Raw genomic sequence first — 12,377 nt, 5'->3', positions numbered from 1 at the left:
TATGAAGTATAGCGTACACATTCCTGAAACCTGTGGCGAAAGCTGGGAAAAAATGACCACTTCACAGCAGGGAAAATTTTGCCAGGTTTGTGAAAAAGAAGTGATCGATTTCACTAAAACTACAGATGCCGAATTACTTGAGAAAATAAAAAGCGGACAAAAAATTTGCGGCCGTTTTAAACAATCTCAGCTTTCTCGAGATTTAAAACCTAACAACTCTAAAAGCAACTGGAAACAACTAGCTGTAGCTGCAGGATTCACTTCAGTTTTGGCAATCGCTACGCCGGCAAATGCCCAAAAAACTTCAACTAAAACCGAACAACTAGAGAAAACTTCAGAAAAAAATTCCGAAGAAAAACATCCAATTTCGGCTAAAGATAGTATTGTAATTTCTGGCACCGTGACCGATGAAGAGAATCTTCCTATTCCTGGCGTACACATTAAGCTCATAGATTCTAAAATTGTAACGCAAACCGATTTTGATGGGAATTTCAAGATTGTTCTCCCGGAAAAAAATACCGCAAAAAATCTCAAATTAGAACTTCAATCCATTAGTTATGAAACCAGTACTCTAGATATCAACGAAAAATCTACAAATTTGGATATTAAATTAAAAATGGAAACTGTACTAATGGGGGAAGTTGTTATCGTAAAGAAAATGAATGTGTTTAGACGAGTTGGCTACTTTTTCAAAAGATTATTTTAGCAGGACAATTTCCCTTTTTATGAAAAATCTAAACGATTATGTTGCCGTTTATCAGGCTCAACTTCAAGAAGGCGATATTCTTATTGCTTACAAAGAACTGGTTTCATTCGTCATGAAACTGAGAACTGATCTTAAGCGAAATCCTTCTTTTGATTATTCGGTTACCGGAATTTTACATGGTTATCTGGATTATACCTATTTCTACTTTTCTAATGATTTTCTGAAAAGCAAAAAACTAAAATTCGGATTGGTCTTAAATCACCTCGAAATGCGATTCGAACTATGGCTTTTGGGTAATACTGCTGAAATTCAGAAAAAATACTGGACATTTTTGAAGGAAACAAAATGGAATAAAAATCGCGTAGAAATGCCAAAATATTCAGTTTTAGAAGTAGTTTTAATCGAAACTCCAAACTTTAATAACCTCCTCCTTTTACAAAAAAGTCTTGAAATCGAATTGAATAAAAATCTATTGGAAATCTCAACATTCTTGTATAAAAAAACTAACTTTTAGACATAAAATAAAACTGAAATATGTCTTTCAAAAAGTATCATTACCTCATCGCATTAATTATATTTATTAGTATTTCCTGCAAAAATTCAGATAAAAATTTAGCTGAAAGCGCTTCCGTAGAAGAAGAACCGATTCCTACTCTGCAATACACCCCAATTGATACCATTAACGCTAAAGCTATTTTAATTGGTAAAACAGATTCTCCCTATAACTTTAAATATTTTAATCTTTTAGTTCATACCGGTCTATCTAACGAAATTTCAAACATCGAAAAAGAAAATCATGGAGATTCGCTTTATGTCGAAATCCAGAAATTAGATAAGCCACAAATAATCGACCTTATAGCTTTTGAGGAAGGTGGTTTACCTCCACTTTTTTCGCGATTTTACATTACTCCCGGAGACCGTATTTTTATGGAAATTAAAAATCATAAAATTAGATTTTCTGGTGAAAATGCGGCTCATTATAATTTTTTTCAGGAATTAAATGATCCCCTACATGAAAAATGGGGCATTTTTGAAGGCAATTTCGATCAATACAAAAACGATAATACTAAGTTTTATAATCAGAAAAAGAAAATACTCGAGAATTACACAAAAGCTCATCCAGAAGTAAGCGAAGATTTTAAGCAGCAAACCTATGCGGCCTTAAAATACGAATATCTTTTCCATTTAATTACCCCCAGAGATCATCAACTCTCAAATGGCACCTATCAGGGATCTGAATTGGATCAAGTTATTAACAAAATGCAGTTTGATGGTGAAATAGCAATGTTTGATGCGCAAGAATATTTTGACACGATAAATTTTGAAGATGATTTTAACAGGCCAGAATTAATATATAACGATTACTTTAAGAGATCTCTTTCAAAATATATACACAGTGTTTTTGCAAATGCTGAAGTTCCTGGATATTCCATCGATAATTTTATAAACGAACGTGACTTTATAAAAAGCAATCTTGATAATGAACTCGAAAACTTTGCTATAGCTAAACTTATTTACAATTATCATGAAGCCGGACTGGCATTTGGACAAAAAGGAAAAGCTTTAATTGAAGATTTAATTAACGATTATCGCGAAGATTTCTCTAAAAAAGAAGATTACGTAAGCAAAGTGAATGAAATTATCTTCGATCTAAACAGCATGGATTTTAAATTTAACGCAGAACTTCTCGATGAAAAATTGATCAACATAAAGGGAGATTCGATAAAACTGAGAGATATTTTTAAAAATGATCCATCAAAATTTAAATTAATAGATAATTGGGCAAGTTGGTGCGGCCCTTGTATTGCTGAAATGCAAAAGTCTGATGAATACAACCCGATGCTTAAGGAAAATGATATTTCTAGCGTGTATATCTCTGTCGACGAGGATTTGGAAAAATGGGAAGAAACAGTAAACCAGCTTGAAAACTATACGAATAAAGAACAACATTATCGTTTTGCCGACTTTAAAAAATCAAATTTAGCTCGTGTTTTCCTGCAATTAGGTAAAACCAAATACAGATATTCTATCCCTAAATACACTGTTATTAAGAACGATAGTATTATTCTTTCTACCAATTCGCCACAACCATCTAAACAGGAAGAATTTATAAGCCTATTAGATTAGGCAATTCTATTAAATGGATCTAGAAGAGGAAAATAGAAGGAAACGTGCAAAAGCGACGCTAAGTAAAATGGAAAGTTTAGAGTTTTTCATTTTACCATTCATTACTCCAAGAGCGCGACATAAATCGTTAGATGATTTTAGCGAATCTCAGCTGGACCGTTTTAAAAAGTACGGCTACGACACCAAACTAAAACAAGCCAATCAACTCATCATTTTCGGGATAATTTTTTGGATAGGTCTGGCTGCGATTATTGGCTATCTTGCAATTAAATTTTCTTGATGCAGCTGTATTCTTATCTTGCCATAATTGGGATCGTTCTCTATTTACTTTTTAGACTTTTAAAGAAAAGGTCGGCCAAAAGACATTTTGAAGAACTCAAAAATAATTGGGCTAAAGCTAAAACCGAAAAATTTAACTTCGACCAGATTAAAAGCTATTATGCCGCCCAACTTCATCTTGGCGATTTTCATCAAATAAATGATCAATCGGCAAAAGACCTGGATTTCTCAGCGCTTTTCGCGTTTTTAGATCGAACAACTTCCAAACCCGGACAACAATATTTCTACAATCACCTACGGAATATTAATACTGAAAATCAATTAAAGCGATTTTCGACATTTTCAGATACATTTTTAGAAGCTGAAAACGAACGCTTAAAAATTCAGTCGCAATTATCGAAACTGAATCATTACAATGCGTACGATTTTGTTCGCTTGATTACAGATGAGCCCATGAAACGTCCAAAATGGATTGTTTGGGTATATATTCTTAGTTTTTTATCTATTTTTAGCCTCCTTGGTGGTTTCTTTTATCCAGTTTTATTCCTAATCATGCTTCCGGTTTTTATGACCAATATGGTTTTGCATTATCGCAATAAAAATAACCTCAACTATTATCTAAATGCGGTTCATCAACTTAGTATCGCAATAAAAGCCGGCAATAAAATATCGAATTTCGGCAATATTAGAACCTATTTCAAGGACTTAAGCTTTCTTGGATCTGTAAGGAAAATTCAGTTTAAAACCTCACTTATTGGCTTCGAGAATAAGATGAATGATGAGTTTGCATTTTTTGGCTGGTTTTTCTTCGAGGTGCTTAAAATTACATTTAATATCGAAATTTTATTGTTTTTTAACTTTCTTGAAGACATTCAGCATAAACGAAATGATATAGAAAAGTTATTTCGGTTTTTAGGAGAGATCGATACGGCTATTGCAGTGGCTTCTATTAAAACCGAATATCAAGATCGCATCTGCCAACCTTATTTCAGCAATAAAAAGGAGATTAGATTTAGCGAAATTCGGCATCCATTAATCAAAGACTGTGTTACTAATAATTTAGATCTTTCAGAAAAAAGCATGCTCCTTACCGGTAGCAATATGTCTGGAAAAAGTACATTTATAAGAACGGTCGCTATAAATACGCTGCTAGCACAAACCCTAAATATTTGTTTTGCTGAAGATTTTACTGCTCCCTTTCTAAAACTATATTCTTCAATAAGAATTACCGACAATCTAAGTAAAAATACCAGTTATTATCTGGAAGAAGTCTTACAGATCAAAAAGCTGTTGGATTTTTCAAAAGAAGATACACCCAAATTGTTTGTTTTAGATGAAATTTTTAAAGGAACAAATACTGAAGAACGCATCGCTGCCGGAAAATCCATTTTGTCCTATCTAAATACCACGCAAAATATTGTGATGGTTTCTACCCACGATATCGAACTTACCGAAATGCTAACGCAAAACGATTTTGACCTGTATCATTTTAGTGAAAGTATCCAAAATCAGGAATTAAATTTTAATCACAAATTAAAAAAAGGACCGCTTAAAACCAAAAATGCAATAAAGATCTTGGCACTTTACGACTTTCCAAAACAGATTATTACTGAGGCTGAAATGTTAAAAAACAAACCGAATTAAACCATTTAGCTTTTTGCTAGTCTAAAAACCAGATTAACTTCCCTGGCATTTCACTTTTTTGTCCTGATGTAAAAATTTTATTTCTACCCCTAACTATAAGAGCCAGGGAGTTTAATCGATTTATCTTTTATAAAATTGCTCCTTAATTTATACAATATCGGCTAAATCTAATTTTTCAATTTTAAAAAGCTTTAGGCAATACTTTAAAAATTGAACTTTTAAAAAAATCAAGCATTTAAAAATTCTTACTAAATTACCCGCTAAAGCAACTATTCATGATGAAAAAAGTATTTACGCTGTTATGTGCCGCGGCAATTTCTGTTTCAGGAATGGCACAACAGTCCCCAAAAAAATTAACTACTGAAGATTATGAGCAAGCCGCAAAATTTTTAGGCTTCAATACATATTCTTTGGTAGACAAAGCTAACGTAAGCCCTAATTGGTTAGATAACGGAAGTTTTTGGTATGAAATTTCGGTTGATGGAGAACGCCAATACGTACTTGTAGATCCAAAGAAAAAGTCGAAAGAAACCTCTACTTCCCTTGAAGAATTACTGGGCGAAAAACCTGAAGGTGGCCAAAGAAGATCCTGGACAGAAGTTGCTTCTCCAGATGGTTCTAAAACAGTTTATATTAAAGACTGGAATCTTTGGATGCGTGATAATGAAACTGGCGAGGAAACTCAACTTACCAAGGACGGAGAAAAAAATTATGGCTACGCAACAGATAATGCAGGTTGGAAACATAGTGATAAGCCAATCGTACTTTGGAGTCCGGATTCTAAAAAGATCGCTACGTTTAAACAAGATCAACGTCATGTAAGCGATATGTATTTGGTAGAAACCAAAGTTGGTGAACCAAAACTTCAGGAATGGAAATATCCAATTCCGCAGGATTCAGCTATTATTAAAATCGAGCGTGTAATTATCGATACTGAAGATAATGAGATCACCAAACTTAATATTCCGGCAGATGCAAGACGTGGTACACTTTGCGACGATATTGCCTGCGATGGCACATTTGGTGATAACGAATGGGGGCCAGACTCAGAGACTTTGGCTTTTGCTTCGGTTTCCCGGGATCATAAAAAAGTTACCCTTCGTGTTGCGAATGCTGAAACCGGCGAAGTAAGAGATATTTTTACTGAAGAAACAGAGACGCAATTCGAATCTGGACAAGGCTCTATAAACTGGCATTATTTACCAGAATCAGACGAAATTATCTGGTATTCTGAGCGTGACGACTGGGGACATTTATACCTTTATGATCTTGAAAGCGGAAAACTAAAAAACCAAATTACCAAAGGTGATTTTGTAGTGACCAGCTTAACCAAAGTAGACGAAGACAAAAAAATGCTTTACTTCTATGCGCAGGGAAAAGAAGATGGTCGCGATCCTTATTTTAGACATTTTTACAGCATAAAATTTAATGGTAGAGGACTTAAACTATTAACGCCAGAAAACGGAATGCACAGCGTTTCACCATCTCCAGACAACAAATATTTTGTAGATAACTACTCACAACCAGATGTTCCTAATGTTGCCGTGCTTAGAGACATTAAAGGCCGAAAAATAATGGATCTTGAAAAAGCAGATATTTCTCATTTAGAAGCTATTGGCTGGCAGGCACCAAAACCAATTAAAGTTAAATCTGCAGATAAGAAATGGGATTTATACGGACTAATGTTTACGCCTACAGATCTTGATGAATCTAAAAAATACCCGGTAGTGAACTATATCTATCCAGGCCCGCAGGGTGGTGGTGTTGGCGGTCGTTATTTTTCACCTTCACGTAGTGATCACCAGGCTTTAGCAGAACTTGGATTTATCGTTGTGGTGATTGACGGTAGCTGTAACCCGGGAAGATCTAAATCTTTCCACGATGCCTGCTATGGTAATATGGGCGACAACACGCTGGAAGATCAGATAAGCGGAATTAAGCAATTAGCTGAAAAATATTCGTATATGGATTTAGATAAAGTCGGAATTTGGGGACATTCCGGTGGTGGCTTTGCGACTGCAGATGCGATGTTCTCTTATCCTGAATTTTATAAAGTTGGAATTTCTGAATCTGGAAACCACGATAACAGAAACTATGAAGATGATTGGGGAGAAAGATACATTGGTTTAATTGAAGAAACCGAAAATGGAAAAACCAACTACGAGCTACAAGCCAATCAATACAATGCTGCAAACCTACAGGGAGATTTGTTAATTGCGCATGGTAATTTAGATGATAATGTACCTCCTTACAATTCGTATCTGGTGATTGATGCGCTAATTAAAGCGAATAAAGATTTCGATTTGATCATTTTCCCAAATGCACGCCACGGCTACGGAATGGATAGTTATTATATGACCAGAAGAAGATGGGATTATTTTGTAGAAAACCTTATGGGCGCAGAGCATCCAAAAAACTTTAAAATTGAAATGCCAAGAAGAAGATAATTTCTTCTGAATTAAAAAATAGAAAAGCCGGTAGATCTAAGATTTACCGGCTTTTTGTATTTTTAAAGCTAAGTTTAGTGAAATGGGTAAACTCAAAATCACAGCTGGTTTTTCGCTGGCAATCGCCTACATTATATTAGTTTTTTATCTATTGATGGACAGCAATGCTTATGAAACGAAAGATTATATGCTATATGTTTTTTGGTTTTTCGGAATTCTAAATGCAGTCACTAATATTTATTATGCAATTGAAAAGTCTATTAATAAATGGGTTACGATCATATTTCTAATCACTTCGATAATCTGGATATTCCCATTTCTTCTAATCACTTATTTTGCTATTCCTTTCTTAATTATATACTTATTTATAGGCATTTACATTCAACTAAACCAAGTGACCAAAATTAACTCCTAAAATGAAAACTCATAATTACACCATTAACCTTAATTGGACTGGCAACAAAGGTGTTGGCACAAAAACTTACAAAGATTACACTCGCGATTATACGATACAGGCAAAAGATAAAGCTGTGATTCAGGGTTCTTCAGATCCCGCTTTTCTGGGAAATCCTGAACTCTATAATCCTGAAGAACTTCTGCTCGCTTCGATCGCTTCCTGCCACATGCTTTGGTATCTTCATCTATGTGCTTCCAACAAAATCATTGTTTTAGAGTATCAGGATCAACCAAGCGGTGAAATGATTGAAAACAAAGATGGTAGTGGAAAATTTACTGAAGTTACGCTTTATCCACAAATAAGGCTGGCTGATAAAACCATGCTCGAAAAAGCCGAAAATCTACATAAAGAAGCAAATAAATTCTGTTTTATCGCAAATTCTTGTAATTTTCCCATTCGGCATGCCGCAACTTATCAATTTTAAACTATGGAAATAAAAGTCATCAATCAGCGTAAATTTCAGATTCTTGAAAATCATAAAATCATCTTGGAACTTTCTTATCCAAAATGGTGGTCTAATAATGCCGAATTTCGATATCTGGGCAAACAATTTGAAATTAAAGCAAAAGGCTTTTGGCAAAACAACTTTATTATTACTTCGAATCATCGAGAAATTGGGAATATTAAACTGAATTGGAAACAAGATGCAGTAATCATCCTAAAATCTAAAGAAAAACCTTATCAGCTAGAGCAGGAAACTATCTGGCACTCTAAATATTTGGTAAAATCTGGCGAAAATGAGGTTCTTAGAATCCATGCAAAAAGTAACTGGAGAAAATTTCATCCAGATTTTCTACTACACATAGAAAACAACGAGGAAAATGAAGATTTAAATCTTCTTATCGCCATAAGCACTTTTCTAATTAATAATCGTTTAAAAGCTGCCGCTGCCGCAGGAGCTTAATTCTCTTATAATGCTACTACCTGAACCTAAAATCCTTATTTCTGAAGGTTTTTCTTTAATCGGAATTTCTACGGAAATGTCTTTTGCTGAAAATAAAACCGGCCAGTTATGGCAAAAATTTATCCCTCTAAAAATGTCGATTTTGGGCAAAAAACAGATCGATTTATTTTCTGTTGAAGTTTATAAAGATCTATCGTTTTTCTCGAATTTTAATCCTACCGCAAACTTTACAAAATGGGCTGCCATTAGAAAGGAGGAAGTTGAAAAAGTACCTTCAGAATTTGAAATATTAGAAATCCCTAAAGGGAAATACGCAATTTTTAATTACAAAGGAAGTAGCAGTGAAGCGCCACAATTTTATCAGCGAATATTTCAGCAATGGTTACCATCTTCCGGATTTCTGTTAGACAACAGGCCACATCTTGCAATCATGGGAGAGAAGTATAAGAACAACGATCCTACTTCCGAAGAAAAAATTTGGATCCCAATTCAATAATTTCAGTATTAATTAGTTCAGCAAAAAAATTAAAATATAAGGTCAACCTCATCAACAGCATCATAAGCGATATACGCATTATTAATTACTCTGAAGTTGGCGCTTTGATCGTTCACATTTTCGAAAGCAGCATAGTCGATCCATACAAACCCGCCTGAGCCCCAATTTTCTCCCCAGGAATTCACAACTTTAAACGCATTATATTCGTCTGAATATCCTACAACCAACATCGCGTGACAACCGCCAGCACCATAATCTACCACGTGCTCACGATAAGCGGTGAGCCCAAAACTATCTGTCGTTCCAAATTCGGTAGACAAAAATGCTCCAATCACAATAGGTTGTTGCTGGGTAATTAAAGCTTTCATTTCGGCTAACATATTTTCACCACTTAAGCTCATAAATTCTGAAATTCTGGCTGCGGCTGCAGCTGCAATCTGCGCTTCATTTGGCTGCTCTGAACATCCACTTTCATCGTAAGGAAAATCTTCTAAGGAACTTACACCCTGCTCTAGCACAAGATTTAAAGTTTCTGCAATGCTGGTACCGCCACATTCGCCCATTGTTAACTGGTTGTAAGTATATGACGGACTAAATGTTGTTGCTTCGGAATATTCTTCCCCACTTTCTAAAAACTCCTGAAACGACTTTAAATAATAACTTACCGCCCAAGAAGAACAGGATCCTAATTGCCCCTGGTCGCCAATTGGCGGTAAAAATTCTGAAAGATCAAATTCTTCTGGTAGATCTTCAGGGATTTCCAGATCGTTTAAAACCTGTGTATTCCCTGTAGTGAAATCACCAGTTCCTGTACATTCCAACCCGGTTGAGAAAACTTCACCATCTTCAGTAATAAACTGGTTATCATTTATAGGATCTGGAGTGTTTTCCTGCCTTGGCATATTATCATCCATATCCTGATAACAGGATAATACTACTACGGGAACTACAAAAATTAAAAGTTTTAGTTTTCTCATAAGCTTAAATTTAGAAGAAAATCGTCAAAACCTAATCACAAAATTCACACCGTAATTTCAATAAAATCAACTTATAATTTTAAAGAATTCTCGTTAAATAAAATAAAATTGAAAGAGATTCACCTTTAAAATTAGTTAAATAAAGGACTCTTTAACAACTAATTAAAACTGCTTTTTTGAATTCATTTCTACATTTGAGCATGAAATTATTAGTAATCACATTTTTTAGTATTATGGCTTTAGGAAATATAGATGCACAAGAAAAAGAGGCTCACCAATGGGAAAACAGATTGGTCTTATTGCTTACAAATTCTATCGATAATAGTGATTTTAAGCAACAATTAGGCGAATTTAGAAATCAGGAAAAAGACCTGGAAGATCGTAAAATTGTAGTTTACCAGGTAACTCCAAAAAAGTATGCTACTGGTACAAGTGATAAGCCAGATTGGAATAAAGGTGATAATTTCTATGAAAAATTTAAAAGTTCGAATTCTGGGTTTGAACTTATACTTATTGGCTTAGACGGTGGCACAAAATTGCGCAAAATAAAATACACTCCTGCTAACGAAATCTTCGAAAAAATTGATAGCATGCCTATGAGACAAGCTGAACTTGACAAATCTTACTAAATTTTACTAAAATATTGATAAAATACCCCGCCTTGGGGTATTTTTTATGCAGTTATTTTACGTAACTTTAAGCTACCCAAAAACTTAGCCGACCAAAAGACTTAAATTTAAGTTTTATGGACTTGTTGAAAATTGCTGCATCGCAATTAGGAACAAAGGAAATTAGCGGCAGCGAGGATAATCCTCAAATCGTAAAATACGCAGAAGAATCTGGTATAACAGGCATAACAAACGACGAAATTGCCTGGTGTAGCACTTTTGTGAATTGGTGTGCCAAAAAGGCCGGACTCCAGACCTCTGGGAGTGCAGCTGCAAGATCATGGACAAATGTTGGTATTGCGGTTACAGATCCTAAACCTGGAGATATTGTTGTCTTTTGGCGCGAAGACCCGCTTAGCTGGAAAGGCCATGTTGGCTTTTTTACCGGTTTTAATAATGATGCCAGTATCGTTTATTGTCTTGGAGGCAACCAAAATAATGCGGTAAGCATTTTAGGCTATGATGCTAAAAAAGTGCTTTCTTATCGCCGAATATCGCAAGTAGAGACATTAAGTGTACCCCAACCTACTTTAAAACGAAGAGATAAAGGAAACGAGGTCATAAAACTTCAAAAATTACTCAACTTCCTAGGATATAACTGCGGAGATGTTGATGGTGATTTTGGACCCAAAACTGAAAATGCCTTGAAAATGCTTCAGGCAAATAATCAGTTAACTGTAGACGGAATATACAATTCTAACACCCAAACTACTGTAGAATCTTTATTACAAAGTTAAAATCTAAGACGCTTATTCCTTTTAGCAATAAAAATTAAGCTATTGATTTTTAACTTCTTAATCTTTTCAATAACTTAAAAAATGGATAAGTTTTGTTTAGAATGTGGCGAAAAGCTTGTTGGGAGAATCGATAAGAAATTTTGTAGTGATCACTGCAGAAACTCTTATCACAATAAACTGAATAAAGACAGCAAAAATTTAATGCGTAACATTAATAACATTTTGCGCAAAAACTATAGGATTCTCGAAAAATTAAATCCCGATGAGAAAACAAAAACCAGCAAAACAAAGTTGCTGGCTGAAGGTTTCAATTTTCAATATTTTACCAGTATTTATACCACTCAGGCGGGGAAAACGTATTTTTTTATTTACAATCAGGGGTATTTACCTTTAGAGAATGAGGAGTTTTATGCACTGGTTAAACGCAATTAACAATTCCAATAATGCCCTCTTAATCTTAAAGCAGCACAAAGGATGTCTTTTCGGCTAATTAAACCTATTAGTTTTCCATTTTCGATTACCGGAAATCTCCTGCAATGATGGTTATAAAATAATTGCGCGCAATCAAAAATACTAAGCTTACGATCGATAACAGCCACATTGGTTTCCATATAATTTTCGATCTTCATATCTCCAATAGGCATATTAAAATAACGACTTTCAGAAATTTGCTTCATGCAATCTCCATCTGAAATTATTCCTTCTAATTCTCCAAAATCATTCACCACTGGGGCTCCAGATATTTTATTTTTGATCATAGCTTCCATAACTTCGGCTACAGATTGCTCTTTTTTAAAAGTGATTAAAGTGCTTGCCATATAATCCTCTACTAAAATTGGTGCGCTTTCAACTTTAACGGGAGCCGCACGCCTCCCTTGAAAACTTTTGATTCCCATAATTGTAAAATTTTGATTACTAATAACTTAAATATAACA

14 protein-coding genes are annotated in these 12,377 nt (G+C 34.6%); 12 read left to right on the top strand and 2 right to left on the bottom strand.

Annotated elements, in window-relative coordinates; all coding sequences use genetic code 11:
- Window position 1: 1 nt before the first annotated feature.
- The 9 genes from IIF7_RS07675 to IIF7_RS07630 all read left to right on the top strand — a co-directional run bounded on the left by IIF7_RS07675 (window position 2) and on the right by IIF7_RS07630 (window position 9,060).
- Window positions 2–706: a carboxypeptidase-like regulatory domain-containing protein gene (locus IIF7_RS07675; protein ID WP_084841101.1), complete on the top strand. Its 705-nt coding sequence runs from the start codon at window positions 2–4 to the stop codon at window positions 704–706.
- Between the two features lie 19 nt (window positions 707–725).
- Entirely contained in the window at window positions 726–1,220 is a 495-nt protein-coding gene (locus tag IIF7_RS07670) for a DUF7000 family protein (RefSeq protein WP_084841241.1), read from the top strand.
- Between the two features lie 20 nt (window positions 1,221–1,240).
- Window positions 1,241–2,833, top strand: a complete 1,593-nt coding sequence (locus IIF7_RS07665) for a TlpA family protein disulfide reductase (protein WP_139801289.1) — start codon at window positions 1,241–1,243, stop codon at window positions 2,831–2,833.
- Window positions 2,834–2,846: 13 nt separating this feature from the next.
- Window positions 2,847–3,113 (top strand): hypothetical protein, encoded by a 267-nt coding sequence (locus IIF7_RS07660; protein WP_084841100.1) that lies wholly within the window; start codon window positions 2,847–2,849, stop codon window positions 3,111–3,113.
- Entirely contained in the window at window positions 3,113–4,756 is a 1,644-nt protein-coding gene (locus IIF7_RS07655) for a MutS-related protein (RefSeq protein ID WP_084841099.1), read from the top strand. Before IIF7_RS07660 ends, IIF7_RS07655 begins: the two co-directional genes overlap by 1 nt.
- A gap of 275 nt (window positions 4,757–5,031) precedes the next feature.
- Window positions 5,032–7,203, top strand: a complete 2,172-nt coding sequence (locus IIF7_RS07650; protein WP_084841098.1) for a S9 family peptidase — start codon at window positions 5,032–5,034, stop codon at window positions 7,201–7,203.
- Between the two features lie 416 nt (window positions 7,204–7,619).
- Complete coding sequence (locus tag IIF7_RS07640) at window positions 7,620–8,084, top strand: OsmC family protein (RefSeq protein WP_084841096.1); 465 nt, start codon at window positions 7,620–7,622, stop codon at window positions 8,082–8,084.
- Between the two features lie 3 nt (window positions 8,085–8,087).
- Window positions 8,088–8,564, top strand: coding sequence for a hypothetical protein (locus IIF7_RS07635; RefSeq protein WP_084841095.1), 477 nt, complete (start codon window positions 8,088–8,090; stop codon window positions 8,562–8,564).
- A 10-nt stretch (window positions 8,565–8,574) separates the two neighbouring features.
- Window positions 8,575–9,060, top strand: coding sequence for a GyrI-like domain-containing protein (locus IIF7_RS07630; protein ID WP_084841094.1), 486 nt, complete (start codon window positions 8,575–8,577; stop codon window positions 9,058–9,060).
- 29 nt (window positions 9,061–9,089) lie between these two features.
- Here IIF7_RS07630 and IIF7_RS07625 read toward each other — a convergent pair whose 3' ends face one another.
- Entirely contained in the window at window positions 9,090–10,037 is a 948-nt protein-coding gene (locus tag IIF7_RS07625; RefSeq protein ID WP_084841093.1) for a C1 family peptidase, read from the bottom strand.
- Window positions 10,038–10,237: 200 nt separating this feature from the next.
- Between IIF7_RS07625 and IIF7_RS07620 the strand changes: the two genes are divergently transcribed.
- The 3 genes from IIF7_RS07620 to IIF7_RS07610 all read left to right on the top strand — a co-directional run bounded on the left by IIF7_RS07620 (window position 10,238) and on the right by IIF7_RS07610 (window position 11,874).
- Window positions 10,238–10,666 (top strand): DUF4174 domain-containing protein, encoded by a 429-nt coding sequence (locus IIF7_RS07620; RefSeq protein ID WP_084841092.1) that lies wholly within the window; start codon window positions 10,238–10,240, stop codon window positions 10,664–10,666.
- 116 nt (window positions 10,667–10,782) lie between these two features.
- Window positions 10,783–11,442 (top strand): C40 family peptidase, encoded by a 660-nt coding sequence (locus IIF7_RS07615; protein ID WP_084841091.1) that lies wholly within the window; start codon window positions 10,783–10,785, stop codon window positions 11,440–11,442.
- Window positions 11,443–11,523: 81 nt separating this feature from the next.
- A complete protein-coding gene (locus tag IIF7_RS07610) occupies window positions 11,524–11,874 on the top strand; it encodes a hypothetical protein (protein ID WP_084841090.1) in 351 nt (116 codons plus the stop codon).
- On the opposite strand, the gene IIF7_RS07605 is transcribed toward IIF7_RS07610, so the two are convergent.
- Window positions 11,871–12,338: a CBS domain-containing protein gene (locus IIF7_RS07605; RefSeq protein WP_084841089.1), complete on the bottom strand. Its 468-nt coding sequence runs from the start codon at window positions 12,336–12,338 to the stop codon at window positions 11,871–11,873. The two genes, IIF7_RS07610 and IIF7_RS07605, sit on opposite strands and share 4 nt — an antisense overlap.
- Window positions 12,339–12,377 lie beyond the last annotated feature (39 nt).

It is taken from the genome of Zunongwangia atlantica 22II14-10F7 (assembly GCF_002094855.1).
Taxonomy (GTDB): Bacteria; Bacteroidota; Bacteroidia; order Flavobacteriales; family Flavobacteriaceae; genus Zunongwangia; species Zunongwangia atlantica.
This window is presented reverse-complemented; position numbering and strand designations above follow the sequence as displayed.